Here is a 15,405-nt window from a genome sequence, read left to right on the forward strand (position 1 = left end):
AGCGTTGGAAGCCCGGCTCCCAGCGCCTTCCCGCATGCCCGGAACCAGCCCCTCCGCGGTCCAGCAATTCACTCCTCAGACCCATCACCTCCAACACCGCATCGTTGGCCAACACGATCTCGGGGGAGCTTTCGGCGGCGAACAGCTCCAGTCGCCCCTGGACCCTGGCAAGAAGATCGTCCCGCATCGACTCGTTCCCCTCTCCTCTGTGACGAGGCTTCCTCAACGTCCGGCCTTCCGGGCCGGACCCATACCTGCCGAATTTGCTGGTTTCGAATGTGGCAGAGTCTCCCCTTTGTCCGCAGTGTCTGTCCAGAACCTCGACGTTTGAGAACCTCGACGTTTGAGGAAAAGGACGCGTGACGGTGTTGGCAATGTTGTTGTAGCGAGATCAGAGGGAGATCACGGGGTGGRCTGTGTGAAGTTAGGGGTGTTGTTGTCGGAACCGCGCCAGAGGTAGGCGGTGAGGGCTTGCCCCGCGGGTTTTTCTTCTGCGGGGGTGTGGGGGAGCGGCCAACGAAGGTGGGTGTAGAGCTGGGTGCGGTGAGTGTCGAAGGCGACTTCGATCAGTTCGCCGAACGCCTGCGCACGGGCGGGGATGACGACGGTGACGGTGATGGTGGCGACGGCGAGACCCGCAGGGATGGCAAGCAGGGTGTAGAGGCCACCGGTGGCGGCGAAGAGCAGCGCCCACAGGGTAATGGTGGCGGCAGTGTCGAGGGCGGTGCGGGCGGCGGCGAGGTCGGTCCGGTGGGTGTCAGGGAGCAGAGGCCAGAGACGGGGCCAGCAGATAATGGTGTCCAAGCCGTATTTGTCAGTGGGGCGTCGTTCGGCGGCGCGCAGGATGTTGCCCGTGCGGGTGGCTAGGAAGAAGCCGGGGGCGCCTGGGGATGGATGCTGTCGGCGACGCCGTTCGAGGCGGGTGTAGACGACGAGCTGCCGGTTTGTGGGGGTGTTCGGGGGTTGCACGGCAGTGTGTGCTGTCTGCCAGGCGAGGTCGTCTGCGGCGGCGCGTGCCGCAGCGCGGGCGGCGAGGCGGTGGCGGAGGGGGTCGGCGATGGCCGGCCAGTAGCCCYCAAGCAGTCGGAGCAGCGGAGTGGCAGCGCTGCTGACCAGGACCGCGGTGGCTGCGATGCCGAGTAGGGCGGTGAGGATGGCGAGGGTTTGGATTGCGGGGGTCTGCCGGTCGAGCCAGCTGGTGTGGTTGCTGAGGGTGTGAAGGCCGCCGTGGTGGTAGGTCCAAACGGCGAGGAGGGCGAGCCAGTACACCAGGGCGGGGGCGGCGATCGATGCCCATCGGTCGGCGACTTTCTCGCCGACTGTTTTCCAGAACTCCTCGAGCATGCCTGTCAGCCTCGTACGAGGGTGACCTGGTGGGTGGGGCAGGTGGGGATGGCGCTGCCTAGGTCGGGCCGGTACCAGGTGTAGTCGCCGCGCGGGCAGTTGTACCGGTCGGCGGCGACTGGACCTGGGTCGCCGAGGGGGCTGGGGCGGGGGGTGCGCTGGTAGCGGGGCTGCTGGTCGGGCGGCCTGTAGTGCGGGGCGTCGGCGAGAACATCGCGCAGGAACCGGCCGGTGTGAGGGTGGCCTTCGAGGAGGGCGCGCAGCTGACCAGCCTGGGTTCCTGCGTCGGCCGGGTTGGCAGTGGTGAGCAGGGCGGCGATCCCTTGGTCGAAGGCTGCGGCGTCCTGGGGGGCGAACCAGTCGGCGAGGTAGGGGCGGATGGCACGGCCGGCTTCGATGATGCCGTGGTTGTCGCTGGTCAAGGCGGAGACTCCCTGCAGAAGGGGGTGGGTCGGTCCTGGGGCAGGAGCCGGCGGCGGGTGGGATCAAGCGCCGGCGTGCAGGTGGGATGCCCACACCGACCCGGACCTGTGCCGCTGGCCGGTAGCCCGGCTGCGACGTCGGCGAGGTGGGCGGGCAAGTCGCCGAGCTCGACATGAGGTCGCACCCGGCCAGTAGGCGGAGGTGAACTCCGCCTACTGGCGGACGTCGAGAACATACGCGCCGCCGACCTGGTCTGGCCGAACCGTCAGGTCGATAGGCGGTCGAGGAGGCCGAACCGCTGGGCGAACGCGGATATCTCGTCGCGCTGCTGAACTGGATCGATGGCCGTGGCGCCCACGACGATGCGGGTCACACCCTGCGCGGCGAACGCCTCCACCCGTTCCGGTGTCATGTCGATCGACCCCCATCGCGTGTACTCCAGAGCATCCGGATTACGGCCAGCCTCGAAGGCGGTCGACCGGGCGAGGTCTAGTTGGAGGCTACGCTCATCAGGACCGAGCGCACCGCCGGGAAAGTAGCCGTCGCCTCGCAGCCCGGCCCGGCGTGCAGCCGCCCGACTTGATCCACCAACGTGGATGGGCAGCTGGGTAACGCCGTAGGGCTTCGGGAAGCTGCACAGGTTGTCGAAGTCGAAGAACTCCCCGCGGAAGCTGACCCCGTCCTCGCCCCCGGCCCAGAGCAGTCGCATCACGTCGATCGCCTCGTCGGCGCGGCGACCACGGGTGCTGAAATCCACCCCCACCGCCTGGGCCTCGCCCGGCAAGGTTCCCAGCCCCACGGTCAATAGCCGCATCCGCCCCTTGGACAGCACATCAATGGTGGCCAGTCGCTTGGCGAGGACCACTGGATGGTGGTAGGGAAGCAGCAGCACGCCCGTGCCGAGCAGCATCCGGTTCGTGGCCGCGGCGACGAGGCTCAGGCAATCGAGGGGATCGGCGTAGGGCAGCGACGGCGGGATCTCGATGGACCCGACCATCGCCCCGGGGTACAGCACGATGTGCTCCGGCAGATACAGTGCCTCGAAGCCGCATTCCTCCGCATGCTGGGCGTAGGCAGTGATCCGGTCCGGGTCGACACCGTAGTAGGGCGTGCTGTAGCCGATTGCGAACTTCATCTCATTCTTCCGATCTGCTGATACCCCATTGCTCCCCGCCCGCCGTTGGCCGGGCGGACAGGGACGTTGAGCTCGATGACTGTTCGTCGGTCAGCGACGGCTACTACGGCCGCATCGCGATCGTTTGRGCGAGCTGGCTCTGCAACTGCTGCCGTACCGCGTCGAGCCGCTTGATACAGACATCGACTTCGGCGAGTTTGCGTCGCAGCACCAGCACAGAGTCCGGGCAAACGTGTCCCGACGTGTTGCCGGCCCGCAAACAGGCGACGAACGGGCGGATGTCGTTGAGGTCGAAGCCCACAGCGAGCAGGGCCCGAATTTCGTGGACGACTCGCAGCTCTGTCTCGTCGTAGACGCGGTAGCCGTTGGCGGAGCGCCGTGGCCGTACCAACCCGTGTGACTCGTAGTAGCGCAGCGTGCGGGTGCTCGTGCCGGCCCGTTCCGCCAGTTCGCCGATCAGCATCCGACCTCCTTCACCCGCCCGGGGCAAGACGCTAAACCTTGTCGCCGGCGTCAGGGCAACGTGCCGCCGGTAAGAAAGTTGCCGGAGGAGGTCACGGTGCCACCGCAGCACGGTGGCCGGGGTGACGAAGAAGACGTCCCAGCGGGCCCGGGGTAACAGCCGGGACAGCGCCGCGAGGATCACCCGATCTACCTCTCCCAGCCCCGCCCAAGCCAGCCCAGATGGAACGTACTGCCTGTCTCGTCTCATCTTGGCAGGTAGGGGGGCTCCGGTTTTCCCCCCGGAGGTGATCGTGCTGGCGGTGCGCCGGTGGACAGCCGATGGACAGGAGTATCGAACACGCGAGGGCTTATCGCATGATTCCGGTGTGGCCGAGGGAGTAGCGCCCGGGCTGCGGCCAGACGGCGAGCCCGTGCGGCTCGTGGCCCACCGGGATCTCGGTCAACAGCCGGCCGGTCGTCGGGTCCGACCCGCCGTTCCCGCCGGTATCGAACACGTACACGACGTTGCTGCGCCGGCCGGACAGCCACAGCCGGGTCCCGTCGGCGTTGACGTTGCCCATATCGGGGGTCCCGCCGCTGGGGATGGCCCAGTTTGCGACGATCTTCCTGGTGGTGAAGGAGATGACCGACACGGAGCCCCGATCACCGGTATGCGGGAACGGGACCATGTCGGAGGTCATCATGCCGCCCCGGTTGACGACGTAGAGATAGCGGCCGTCGCGGCTGGGGTACAGGCCGTGGGCCTCCGGGCCGGTCTGGACAAAGCCGGTTTTGGTGAGGGTGTCCCCGTCGATGAGGTGGACGCCGCCGGCGTTCATGTCGGCGACGTACCAGACCCGGCCCGCAGGATCGATCTTGATGTCCTGGGGGGCCGCGGTGCGTCCGAGATCGAGGTAGCCGAGGACCCGCTCGTGCGCCAGGTCGATCTTGACCAGTTGGCCGGCGAACTCGCAGGTGGCGATCGCATAGGTGCCGTCCGGGGAGAAGTCGACGTGGTTGACGCCCGCGCACCGGCTGYCCACGTCGAGGCTGTGGCGCAGGGCGAAGGTGTGCGGGTCGCGGAAGTCGACGCTGTGGTTCGCCTCGGCGATGACCATCGCGCTCTTTCCGTCGAGGGTGAAGTACAGGTTGTAAGGGTCGGTGACCGGTATGGCCCGGCCGGCGAGGCGCCCGGTCCGCGGGTCGATCGGTGACAGACTGTTCCCGACGTTGTTGTTGACCCACAGTGTCCGCAGGTCCCAGGACGGGACCACATGCTGCGGGCCGCGCCCCGTGGGGTAGGTGGCCACTACCCGCAGCGTGTGCTGGTCGATGACGCTGACCGTGCCGTCGGACAGGTTCGGGACATAGACGAGCTGCGGATCGTCGCGCACGACCGGGCTCAGCATCCCGGCATGGGCGTGGGCGTACACATCCACAGCAGTGGTGGTAGCACCAGCAACGGTGGTACCACCAGCAACGGCGGCGGTGGGGCTTGCTCCCGCCCTGRCCGGGGACGCAGGCGGTTGCGGGAGGGCTCCAGCGTTCGCAGCCTGGTTGCCCGGGTCACGGAGGACCCAGCCCGCCAGCAGGGCGACGACAAGGACCACCAGGCCGGCCAGCAGGATCGGGCCGTACGGCCGGGGCCGCTTCCCGGGCCGGGGTTGATGCGATTTCGCCCTGGTTGGCATGCCGACACGCTAGTACCGTCTTTTCACGCGGGGCCCTTCGACCCCGTCGGACGGTCGCATAATCGAATATGGTAGAAAGGCGTTTTACTGATCGCTTGCCTGGTTTTGCTGATCGCTTGCCTGGTTGTGATCTATCGTCGACACGAAGGCTCGTGTCGGGGTCTGGCCGCCCGTGGCCTCACGGTACCCGGCTGGTGATCCTGGGTGCCCATCGGGCGCCTCCAGTGGCCGGGATATCCCCGTAGCCGAGATACCCTCAGCGTCATGTCTCAGCCGGCCGGTCGTGGTACCTCTCGTCGTCAGTTCCTGGCTGTGGCCGGTACGGCGGCGGCTACGKGGCTGGCGGGCTGCGGTACCGGTGGCTCGACCCCCTCGGCGCCACCAGCGTCCTCAGGAGCAACGCCGTCACCCTTCGCCCCTGCCCTTGGCGGCACATCGGGTGAGACCGCGGCGGCCTCTTCCGCTGCCGGCGCGGCCGGCGGCCCGGAGCTGGTGCCGGGAGGCGCGGCGGCGGCGGTCACCCACGGACCGCGTGACCGGTCCCGGGTCGCGCTCACCTTCCATCTCGGCCCGCACGAGGCGGGTCAGGATCTGTCCCTGGCCCATCAGCTCCTCACCGACGCCGCCAGGCTCTCGGCACCGATCACCGTGTTTGCGGTCGGGCAATGGCTCGACCAGCACCGCGACCTCGTCCCCGTCATCCTCGCGGCCGGCAACGAACTGGCGAACCACACCTACACCCACCCGGCGCTGACGACGCTTCCAGCCGATCGGGTGACCGCGGAGATCACCGGCTGCCGGGACGTCCTGGCCCGACTGGCCCCGACGCAGGGCCGCTACTTCCGGCCCTCCGGCACGAGCACCGCCACCCCGCTGATCCTCACCGAGGCCGGCGCCGCCGGGTACCGCACGGTTGTGGACTTCRACGTCGACCCGCTCGACTACACCTCCCCCGGAGCCGACACCGTCGTCGCGCGGGTGCGGGCCGGCACCCGGCCAGGCTCCATCGTGAGCATGCATTTCGGCTACCCGGGCACCGTCAGCGCGTTCCCCCGGATCGTCGCGAACCTGCGCACGGCCGGCCTCACCCCGGTACCGGTCCACGACCTGCTCACCTGACCTCGGAAGGGCCGGCCCGGGTGAAACTCCTTGGCTCCTTGGCCGGGCATTTCTTGACCGGGAGTTTCTTGACCGGGCATTCCTCGGGCCCTTCCGACCAGGACGAGATCGTCGCTTCCGCGGAAATGTTGCCGTTGTCAGCCGACGGCGCGGGAGGTGCCGAACATGGTATCCAGGGTGACCGGCTGAAGGTTGCGCTGCTCGATCAGTTGTTGGACCTTGTCGAACAGGCCGAGGATGGTCTGGTGGTTGGCGTGGCCGAGCATTATCGTGCCTGGCTTGAGGTACTGCTCGGCAAGCCCGATGAGCTGCTGCGGGGTGAGTGTGGTCGAGTCGCCGAAGCTGCCGTTCCACAGCAGGACCCGGGTGTAGCCGAGCTCGCCCACGAGCCCGTCGACGTGGGGGTTGTGGGCGCCGTAGGGCGGACGGAACCAGGGCCGGCTGGTGATCCCGAAGGTTCGCTGAATCCACTGCTCGTTCCGCTCTATATCGGCCCGGATCGCGGTGTCCGTCTCGTGCAGCAGGTTCTTGTGGGTCCAGGTGTGGTTGCCGATCTGCACCTGGCCGGACTCCACCAGCGGACGCAGGACGTCGGCGTGGCGGTCCCAGATCGCCCGGTAGGCGCCGTTCGGCGAGAACGTGATGGGGATCTTCGATCGCTGGGCGAACGCCACGTAGCCGGCGACCGTCGCGGCATCGTAGCCGTCGTCGATCGTCAGGGCGATCTGCTGGGTCCGGGCGGGTGCCTGGAAGGTCACGGTGGGTCGGCCTGGATGCGGCGGGRGCATCGGCGGAAACGAGGGCGACGGACCTGTGACCACTCCATCCCCGGGCGTGGCTACGGAATTCCCGGGCGTGGGTACGGGTGCGACCGCTGGGACGGGGCCAGGGCCGCGCACGGTGTCGGTGGCGTGGGTGTCGGGCTTGGCGGGCGCCGTGCCGGCCGAGCATCCGATCAGCGCCTGCGCGGCGCCGATGCCCAGTAGGGAAAGGAGCATCCGTCGATCCATAGACCGACATTAACGGACATATGATTACGCTTTACCATCGGTGCGTGTAATCGCGGTTCTTCCTTGTCGAGTTGCTTCGTATGTTTCTCGAAGGGATCATGCGGTGGCCGTCCCCTTTACAGACCGCCACTCTGGGGTGTCGTAGGACCGTCGCGGAGTGGCGCAGGACTGTTCTGGGGTGGCGCAGGACTGTTCTGGGGTGTCGCAGGACTGCTACTCCACGTGCATCACATCCGTGGACTCCACTCCACGGCCTGTCATCATGACGGTATGACGGGTAGCGATCTCGGGCGATGCCGGTGGARCATGCTCGTGGTGGGTCTGGTGGCGGCCGTGGTGGTCGCGGGTTGCCGTGACACGGGCRCAGCGGAGGTATCCCGTAGCCRGCAGAACGTCGCRKCAGCGACATCGCAACCTTCTGTGACGACGGTGACACGTTCGCGGCAGGCGATGGTGACCGTGCAGGCGGGACGCTCGCGCACAGTCGTCGGGCTGAGCGCGGTGGCCCTGCACGGCAGGGTCACCGGGCCCGCGGCATCCACAGCGTGGACGATGCTGTCGGGACCGGCCCCGGCCCGATTCGCCGGTGACGCGCCGGACACGACGGTGACCCTCCCGGCTCCGGGCAACTACGTGTTCCAACTGACCGCGACCGACCGGTCCGGCCGTTCACGATCCTCGCGGACCAGGCTGACCGCGCTGCGCTACGTCGCGCTGGGTGACTCGTATTCCTCCGGGGACGGAGCCGGCCCCGTCGCCGACTACCTCCCGGGCAGCTACCGGCCATTCGGTGGCTGCCGACGCTCGACCGATGCCTACCCGGCTCTCGTCCACGCCGCCCTGGCCACCAAGGACCCGCCGCCGTCCGCGACGTCTGATCCACTGTTCACCTTCGGGGCCTGCGCGGGCGCACGCACTCGGGACTTCTCCACGTCGCAGGGGCCTGGCACCCCACCACAGGACACCTATCTGGACGGGTCGGCCGACACCGTCGGACTGGTCACCCTCACCGTCGGCGGCAACGACATCGGTTTCGCCGACATCGCGGTCTACTGTGYGGCACTGCACGTGACCACACTTCTCCCGTCCTGTCGGGACCACTCCGCACCGGCCGTGGGGGCCGCTCTGAACACCCTGCAGCCACAACTCACCGCGACCTACCGGGCTGTCCGACGGGCCCGCAGCCTCGCCCCCGGGGCACGGATCCTCGTCCTGGGCTATCCCCGGCTGTTCCCCGACGCTCTGGACGCACCCTGCCCGGTCAGCGTCCTCGGGAAGCTGGGGGTACGCATCCAGCCGGCCGACGCGGCCTGGTTCAACCAGACCGTCCACGACCTCGACAACACGATCCGCGCCGCCGCGAGGGCGGCCGGCGTGACCTACGTGGACACCGAAAACGCCTTCGCCGGGCACGAGTTCTGCAGCAGTACAGGCAGCCCTCCCGACGTCGACCTCCTCGGAACGCCGTTCTCCGCCGCGTTCCACCCCAACGGCCAGGGGCAGCGTGCGCTGGCCACCGCGATCACCGCCGCCTATCTTCCCACCGGCCGTTGACATCATTCGAGGTTGACATCATTCGAGGTTGACACATCCGAGACTGACACATCCGAGACTGTCTCCGGGTCGGTCAAAAACACCCCGGTCAAAAACACCCCTAGTCGGCGAGAACCAGGCGGTGGAGTTTGTCAGGGTCGAGGATCAGGTCGATGGTGGCGATCCGGCCGTCGCGCACGGTGAGGCCGGCGACGGCGATGACACCGGTCGATGCGCGCGCGACGATCCCGGCGGTGCCGTTGACCAGGGCTGGCTGGCAGTGCCGCGCGAAGCGGGGGCCTTGGATGGCGGTGTGCTGTGCGACGTCCGCGGAGCCGGTGAGCAGCGTGGGCATGAGCCGGGTGCGTGAGCCGGTGTCGACGCGGAACACGACGTCGGGATCGAGCACCGCGACGAGGGCGTCGAAGTCGCCGGCCCGGGCTGCGGCCAGGAACGCGGCGACGACCTTGCGCTGTGCGGCGAGGTCGGGGTCCGGGACCGTCGGGGCGCCTCGCACCCGCCGTCGGGCGCGGCTGGCGAGCTGGCGGGCCGCGGCGGGGGTCCGGTCGACTATCGGGGCGATCTCCTCGAACGGCACGGCGAACATGTCGTGCAGGACGAACGCGAGCCGCTCGGACGGGGTGAGCGTCTCGAGCACGACGAGCAGCGCCAGGCCGACGGAGTCGGCGAGCACGGTCTGCTGCTCCGGGCCGTCACCGTCCTCGGCGCTGACGATCGGCTCGGGCAGCCAGGTGCCCACGAAGTCCTCCCGGCGCGCCTGGCGGGCACGCAGCATGTCGATGCATACCCGACCCACGACCGTCGTCAGCCAACCGCCGAGGTTGTTGATCGCCTCGTCGCCGGAGCGGCTCAGCCGCAGCCATGCCTCCTGGACGGCGTCCTCGGCCTCGCTGAGCGAACCGAGCATGCGGTACGCGACCGCCTGCAGCCGCGGGCGCTGGCGCTCGAACTGCTCGGCCTGCCACGTCGCATCCTCCATTGCCTGCACCTCTCGCTTGCACCCCGCCGAACCAGCCTCTCCTGAGCAGTTGACGAACGCGGCACCGCCGATGTGACGACGCCACCCGTCCGGGTCCGGGGGACGGCTGGTGGCTGGTGGCCGGTGGCCGGTGGGCACGGCGGTCACATCTGTCCGGCGGGATCCGACAGACATCCGACGGACATCCGACAGGCAGGTGATCCGCGTACCCGCGGGTCAGGAGGAGCGCAGCAATGAGGATTGTCGTGTTCGGAGCGAACGGGCCGACTGGCCGGCTGCTGACCGAGCAGGCGCTGGCCGCCGGTTACGACGTCGTCGCGGTGACCAGGCGCCCGGCGGAATTCCCGATCACGCACGAACGGCTCGACGTCGTGGGGGCCGACGTGCACGACGCCCAGGCCGTCGATCGGGCCGTCGAAGGAGCCGACGTGGTGCTGTCGACGCTTGGCGTGCCGTTTACGCGCGAACCGATCAACATCTACAGCGACGGAATCCGGAACATCACTGCGGCGATGTTCCGGCACGGGGTCAAGCGAGTGGTCGTGGTGAGCTCGAGTGCCACCGAGCCGCATCATCATGCCGATGGCGGTTTCCTGCTCAATCGGGTCCTCCAGCCGCTGATCACCGCGACGATCGGCAAGACGACCTACCGCGATATGCGCCGCATGGAGGAACTTCTGCGCGATAGCAACCTAGATTGGACGATCATGCGTCCCTCGGGTCTGTTCGACGCGCCCGCCGTGACGAGCTACGAGCTTCACGAGGACCAGGCGCCGGGTATCTTCACCAGCCGCGCGGACCTGGCCGCGAGCCTGCTCGAACAGGCGATCGAGGTACGGTTCGTACACAAGGCGGTCGCCGTGACGACCCGCGAAGGCGCCCCGACGCTATTTCAGATGTTGCGCCGGGAGGCATTCAAGCGGGACTGACCTCAGTAAACGCGGCCAGCAGCCGGGGCCGGCCTCATGGGACAGGACGGCCGGCGCCCGGCTGACGGCGTTGTTCGTTACTTGTTTCGCTATTCGCTATTCGCTATTTGCTTAGTGYGGCGACGGTGTTCAGCGTCTTGCCGGAGCTGGACGTTCCACCCAGCACGTACACCCGGCCGTCACCACCGGTCGCCGCGGCATGCCCGGCCCGGGTCGAGGGGGAGCTGGTCGGTCCGGCGGCCCACCGGTCGTCCTTCGGGGTGTATACCTGCACCGCCCCGGTGACGTTCCCGGCGCTGTCCCGCCCGCCGATGATGTAGACCCGGCCGTCGGGGCCGGTCGCCCCGGCGGCACCCGCGACGCCGTCCGGCAGGTCGGACATCTGGGCCCACGAACCCTTCTCGGCCGCTTTCGAACCCGGTGTATAGGCGAAGACGTCGGTGGCTGCCCGCGCTGCGGAGCCGCCGCCAGCCCCGATGCCGCCGGCGGCCAGGATCCGGCCGTCCGGCAGGGCCGTCAGGACCGGAGCCCTGTTCCCGGATGGCGGCGCCCCGGCCGTCGACCAGCTGTCCGAGCCGGGGTCGTAGATCGCCAGGGTCTTCGCGTCGAGAACGTAGATCCTGCCGTCGGTGCCGCGGGCCGCGCTCGGGTCACCCATGGCGCTCGGCAGGGGCTTCCCCGTCGACCAGCTTCCGCTGGACGGGGTGTACACCTCGACGATGTCCGTGGGCTGGTTCGAGCTGCCGGACCGGCCGCCGATCGCGTAGATCCGGCCATCGAGGTCGGTCGCGGCGGCGAGGTGGGTACGCGCGGTCGGCAGATCGGGCGCGTCCGTCCAGGCGTTCTTCCGCGGGTCGTAGACCTGGACCGTCCCCACCGGCGTCAGGGGTGCGACGCCCGGCGGTGACGTGGGTGAGCCGGTGCCCGTCGGTGTCCCGGGCGTGGTCGGTGAACCGGTCGGACTCGCGCCGGGTGATCCGGTCAACGTCGCGGTGGGCAGGTCGGTGGTCGGGCTGGTGGTYGGGTCATCGGTTGACGGRCCGAGCGGACCGGCCAGTGGCTTCCGGGTCAGGCTCGCCGGACCCACCGTCGATGTCGTCGTCGCGGAACTTCCGGGCGTCCCGGTGGGGGCCGGCGACTGCGTCGGTGATGCGGGTGCGGTTGGCGAAGTGGGTGTGGTGGTTGGTGAAGTGGGTGTAGTCGGTGACGCGGTCGGGCCGGGCGTCCCCGTAGGCGATCCCGGGGCGCCGCCGCCGGCGCCCGTCTCGGCGGCCTGGCCGCCGATCGCATAGATTCGTCCGTCACATCCCGTGGTGGCCGCGAGATGGACACGGGGAGTCGGCAGGGCGGTAACCGTCTCCCAGCTTTGCAGTGGGCCGGCGATCTGGGGCAGCGACGGGCATCTGCTCGTCGGGCTGCCGGTCGGTGCTGCCGCCTCGGCCACCGAGCTGAGCAGCCCCGGCGCGGCCAGGGYTGCTGCCAGCGTGGCGGTCAGGACGAAGGYGCGCGAGGCGCACCGACGTGATGTACGGGACCAGTTCATGAAGTCTCCCCCCTCTGAGGACCGCGGGTGCGGCCCTGACCGACGGGTGGATGGCATGGGTAGATGACGGTGCACGCACGAGAACTAGCTGTACGTTGTGCATCCTGACGTTGTGCATTCCCATTGATTCGAAGAGTAATCACCATTGGGTTCGGTGCCCGCGGGTCCACCCGGACGGGACGAGTGGGCCTGACGTGGTGCGGGACCATCCCCCGACGGGGGTGAGTGGCGCGGGTCAGAGGTGGCCGCGGCGGACCAGCAGGGCCAGGACGCAGGCCGACGGGGCCATCGGCAGCCATACCGTGATCATCCGGTAGCCGAGGACCGCCGCGAGCGCGATGGCGGCGGACTGGCCGGCAGCCATGATCGCTGCTGTCAGGGCCGCGTCGAGCGAGCCGAAGCCGCCCGGCGAGGGCACCAGGGCCGAGGCCGCGCTCGCCGCGAAGTAGATCGCGAATACCGCGCCGACCCCGAGCGGAAGGTGCAGCGCACGCATGATCGCCCACAGGGTCGCGGCRTGCAGCATCGGGATGGCGGCCGAGCCGCCCCACAGCAGGGCCGCCCGGCTCGGCGACTGCAGGGTGGTCTTCATCGACCGTAGGTGGTCGACGACGCCCGCCCATGCCCGGCGGGCCGCCCGGCGGACCGGGGCGATCAGCCAGCCGAGCAGGCCGAGCAGAGCGAGCCCGGCGAGCACCGCCGGGACCACCATGGCCACCGGCTCGCCGCGGGGTAGGCGTGCCACGTCCACCGGCAGGAATCCCCCCGCCAGGAGCATGATCAGCACGGCCAGGTGCGTGGTGACACCGGCGGCGGTGTCGAGGCCCACCGCCGTCACCGCCTCCCGCAGGGTCAGCCCCGCACGATGCAGGAAACGAAGCTTCACCGCGCCGACCCCGAAGCCCGCCGGCAGCACGTGGTTGGCGACGCTGCCGGCGACCTGGACCGCGAGCAGCGGACCCACTGGCAGGGGCCGGGCCACCGTGCCCTGCTGGCAGGCCGCTCCCGCGATCCAGGTCAACTGGGCGACAGCGACCGCGCCCACCAGCCAGGACGGGTGGGCGCGCGTCAACGCGTCGACACCGCTCTCGACCGTTGTCCACGAACGCGCGAGCCAGACCACCGCCAGCAGCGGCGCGGCCACGGCTGCAACCCCCTTCGCCCGGATGTATCCCATCCGCCGTCTCGCCATGGAATTCAACCGCCTTGGCTCACATCGATCCGGTCTGGAACGATGTCGTCCGAAATCATGCCGCTGGGCCCGATGTTGCTCGAGACGACGCCATCCGGGACCTCCCGATGCGCCGCCGAGGATCCGAAAGAGTGTCCCGCGACACCCTCAAGATCGGAATCTGGCCCGCCCGCGAGCAGTCCGGCGAGCCGCCGGCTCAACTCACCCCAGTTCCAGTTCCGGCACATCCAGTCCCGTCCGGCGAGGCCCATCCGGGCGGATCTCTCGGGGTCGTCGAGCAGGTCGGCGACGGCCGTCGCCACGGCGTGCCGGTCGCGGCCGTCCACGACGACGCCGGTGCGACCGGGCAGGACGACGTCGGGTGCCCCGCCCTGGGCACCGGTGACGACCGGCAGGCCGCTCGCCGCCGCTTCCAGGGCGGACAGTCCGAGACCTTCGAGGTCCAGGCCGAGCAGGCGGGTGCGGGACGGCATTGCGAAGACGTCGGCGGCGTCGAGATAGGCCGGAAGATCCTGCTCCGTGACCGCGCCGGCGAAATGCACCGCGTCGGCGACGCCCACCTGGGTGGCGAGCCGTCGCAACCGGTCCGCGGCGGGACCCTGCCCGACCAGCAGCAGCCGTGCGGCGGGATGACGTCGCAGGACCACCGGCCAGCCTCGGATGAGCATGTCCTGCCCCTTGCGCGCCACCAGGCGGGCCACGCAGATCACGACCGGTCGGTCCGACCAGCCGTGTTGCCGGCGGATCTCCTCGCCCCCGACCCGCGGCCGGAACCGTCCGGTATCCACCCCGCCGGTCAGCCGCGCGAGTGTCGTGCCCGGCGGGGCGACGGCGAGCAGCCGGCGCCGGGTGAACGCCGTCAGATAGGTCAGGACGTCGGCCCGGGCGGCGACCGCTCGGACGAGCGACCACCCGCCGGGCAGCCGGGACCAGGCGACCTCGTGCCCGTGGCTCGACGATACCACCCGGGAGATCCCGGCCGTTCGCAGCGTCGGGGCGAGCAGGCCGAGCGGCGCCGCGGTGGGAAACCAGGCCGCCTCGCAGTGCTCGGACCGCACGACCGATCGCAGGAGGCGCCGGGATCCGGGGGAGGTGAGGATCCTCTCGTCCATGCGGATCACCGGGAAGGGCAGCGTCCGGTCGAAGGCGGCGGCGCTGGGGGCTGCCGGCGCCACGACCACCACCCGGTCAGCCGGAAGCCCGGCCGCGAGATGGTAGGCGAACGTCTGGATGCCGCCGAGCACCGGGGGGAACTTGTCGGCGACCACCAGCATGCTTGGCACGTCGACCAGGCCGGTACCGGCCCCGGCGGTACCGGCCCCGGCAGGATCGGTACCTGAGGCCGGTCCGCTCCTCGCAGGGCGGATCGGCGCGTTCGGATCATCGGTGGGGCCCGGCGGGAGGGGAAGTTCCCTCACGCGTCGTCCGGCCGGCGACAGGGCTGAACGAGCGGCATCGGGCGTGTGGCGTCCCGGTTGACGGGATGCGACGGCAGGGGGTGACCCTTCATGAAGGGAGATGATTGCAGCCTCACGATGTGGCGCTAATGAGACCTGCGATCGTGACGAGCGTCCGCGCCAGGGGCGCATCCCGTGGCGAGCTGGACGGCGGCGGCCCGTGGGGCACGGGACTCCTGGAACCGCCCGGGAGCCTGGGCGTCGGTGCCGGTCCTCTCCTTCGGCCCCACGCCGGCGAGCGAGTACGCCTTCCAGTTGACCGCCGATCTACTGATCCACGGCTGGGATCTGGCGCGGGCGATCGACATGCACGGCCGGCGGGCCGGTGACACCTCGTCGGTGGCGGGTGTCGGCTCTGACCGGGACCTCGTGCACCGGGTCCACGAGCAGCTGGCGTCGCAGATCGACGCCTGGCGGGCGGCCGGCATCTTCGCCCGCCCGGTGCCGGTCCCGGATGACGCCGACGAGTGGACGAGGTTGCTGGCCCTCACCGGCCGCTCGCCCGACTGGCGGCCCGGATCCGGCGGATAGCTCGGCACGACGGATATCAGCACAAGAGCACAAGGGATATCGACACAACGGATA

General features: G+C 69.6%; 15 protein-coding genes. 4 read left to right on the plus strand and 11 right to left on the minus strand.

Going from position 1 to position 15,405, the window contains the following annotated elements; translation table 11 throughout:
* From KBI5_RS27350 to KBI5_RS13925, 6 genes are all read right to left on the minus strand, one after another.
* The coding region (locus KBI5_RS27350; RefSeq protein WP_206745258.1) for a hypothetical protein at positions 1-187 on the minus strand (187 nt) is incomplete at its 3' end.
* Positions 188-402: 215 nt separating this feature from the next.
* Positions 403-1,344: a hypothetical protein gene (locus KBI5_RS13905; protein WP_085015477.1), complete on the minus strand. Its 942-nt coding sequence runs from the start codon at positions 1,342-1,344 to the stop codon at positions 403-405.
* A 5-nt stretch (positions 1,345-1,349) separates the two neighbouring features.
* Positions 1,350-1,766: a hypothetical protein gene (locus KBI5_RS13910; protein WP_011434632.1), complete on the minus strand. Its 417-nt coding sequence runs from the start codon at positions 1,764-1,766 to the stop codon at positions 1,350-1,352.
* A 266-nt stretch (positions 1,767-2,032) separates the two neighbouring features.
* On the minus strand, positions 2,033-2,902 hold the full coding sequence (locus KBI5_RS13915; RefSeq protein WP_011434633.1) for a TIGR03619 family F420-dependent LLM class oxidoreductase: 870 nt from the start codon (positions 2,900-2,902) through the stop codon (positions 2,033-2,035).
* Between the two features lie 103 nt (positions 2,903-3,005).
* On the minus strand, positions 3,006-3,365 hold the full coding sequence (locus tag KBI5_RS13920; protein WP_011434634.1) for a MerR family transcriptional regulator: 360 nt from the start codon (positions 3,363-3,365) through the stop codon (positions 3,006-3,008).
* A gap of 349 nt (positions 3,366-3,714) precedes the next feature.
* Positions 3,715-5,037 (minus strand): YncE family protein, encoded by a 1,323-nt coding sequence (locus KBI5_RS13925; RefSeq protein WP_085015478.1) that lies wholly within the window; start codon positions 5,035-5,037, stop codon positions 3,715-3,717.
* A gap of 492 nt (positions 5,038-5,529) precedes the next feature.
* On the opposite strand from KBI5_RS13925, the gene KBI5_RS13930 reads away from it, so the two are divergent.
* Positions 5,530-6,156, plus strand: a complete 627-nt coding sequence (locus tag KBI5_RS13930; RefSeq protein ID WP_241882893.1) for a polysaccharide deacetylase family protein — start codon at positions 5,530-5,532, stop codon at positions 6,154-6,156.
* Between the two features lie 137 nt (positions 6,157-6,293).
* On the opposite strand, the gene KBI5_RS13935 is transcribed toward KBI5_RS13930, so the two are convergent.
* A complete protein-coding gene (locus KBI5_RS13935; RefSeq protein ID WP_241882895.1) occupies positions 6,294-7,154 on the minus strand; it encodes a polysaccharide deacetylase family protein in 861 nt (286 codons plus the stop codon).
* 441 nt (positions 7,155-7,595) lie between these two features.
* On the opposite strand from KBI5_RS13935, the gene KBI5_RS13940 reads away from it, so the two are divergent.
* Positions 7,596-8,720 carry an SGNH/GDSL hydrolase family protein gene (locus tag KBI5_RS13940; RefSeq protein ID WP_157902507.1) on the plus strand — a complete coding sequence of 375 codons (1,125 nt, stop codon included), beginning with the start codon at positions 7,596-7,598 and terminating at the stop codon, positions 8,718-8,720.
* A 100-nt stretch (positions 8,721-8,820) separates the two neighbouring features.
* Here the strand turns inward: KBI5_RS13940 and sigJ are convergent, their stop codons facing one another.
* The gene (gene sigJ, locus KBI5_RS13945) at positions 8,821-9,699 is read right to left on the minus strand and encodes an RNA polymerase sigma factor SigJ (protein WP_070131089.1); all 879 of its coding nucleotides are present in this window, start codon (positions 9,697-9,699) and stop codon (positions 8,821-8,823) included.
* A 233-nt stretch (positions 9,700-9,932) separates the two neighbouring features.
* On the opposite strand from sigJ, the gene KBI5_RS13950 reads away from it, so the two are divergent.
* Positions 9,933-10,628, plus strand: coding sequence for an NAD(P)H-binding protein (locus tag KBI5_RS13950; RefSeq protein WP_011434640.1), 696 nt, complete (start codon positions 9,933-9,935; stop codon positions 10,626-10,628).
* Between the two features lie 103 nt (positions 10,629-10,731).
* Here the strand turns inward: KBI5_RS13950 and KBI5_RS13955 are convergent, their stop codons facing one another.
* The 3 genes from KBI5_RS13955 to KBI5_RS13965 form a co-directional block, all read right to left on the minus strand.
* Positions 10,732-11,715 carry a kelch repeat-containing protein gene (locus KBI5_RS13955; RefSeq protein WP_241882897.1) on the minus strand — a complete coding sequence of 328 codons (984 nt, stop codon included), beginning with the start codon at positions 11,713-11,715 and terminating at the stop codon, positions 10,732-10,734.
* Positions 11,716-12,406: 691 nt separating this feature from the next.
* Positions 12,407-13,348 carry a lysylphosphatidylglycerol synthase transmembrane domain-containing protein gene (locus KBI5_RS13960; RefSeq protein WP_235462892.1) on the minus strand — a complete coding sequence of 314 codons (942 nt, stop codon included), beginning with the start codon at positions 13,346-13,348 and terminating at the stop codon, positions 12,407-12,409.
* Between the two features lie 20 nt (positions 13,349-13,368).
* A complete protein-coding gene (locus KBI5_RS13965) occupies positions 13,369-14,637 on the minus strand; it encodes a glycosyltransferase family 4 protein (RefSeq protein ID WP_011434643.1) in 1,269 nt (422 codons plus the stop codon).
* 318 nt (positions 14,638-14,955) lie between these two features.
* On the opposite strand from KBI5_RS13965, the gene KBI5_RS13970 reads away from it, so the two are divergent.
* Positions 14,956-15,351 (plus strand): hypothetical protein, encoded by a 396-nt coding sequence (locus KBI5_RS13970; RefSeq protein ID WP_011434644.1) that lies wholly within the window; start codon positions 14,956-14,958, stop codon positions 15,349-15,351.
* Positions 15,352-15,405 lie beyond the last annotated feature (54 nt).

The sequence above is a fragment of the Frankia sp. KB5 genome, from assembly GCF_002099325.1.
In the GTDB taxonomy this organism is placed as follows: Bacteria; Actinomycetota; Actinomycetes; order Frankiales; family Frankiaceae; genus Frankia; species Frankia casuarinae.

What these genes read in the sequence shown, in the direction of transcription:
- sigJ (WP_070131089.1), bottom strand. Translation starts at nt 9,699, where the DNA reads ATGGAGGATGCGACGTGGCAGGCCGAGCAGTTCGAGCGCCAGCGCCCG.
- KBI5_RS13915 (WP_011434633.1), bottom strand. Translation starts at nt 2,902, where the DNA reads ATGAAGTTCGCAATCGGCTACAGCACGCCCTACTACGGTGTCGACCCG.
- KBI5_RS13965 (WP_011434643.1), bottom strand. Translation starts at nt 14,637, where the DNA reads ATGCTGGTGGTCGCCGACAAGTTCCCCCCGGTGCTCGGCGGCATCCAG.
- KBI5_RS13950 (WP_011434640.1), top strand. Translation starts at nt 9,933, where the DNA reads ATGAGGATTGTCGTGTTCGGAGCGAACGGGCCGACTGGCCGGCTGCTG.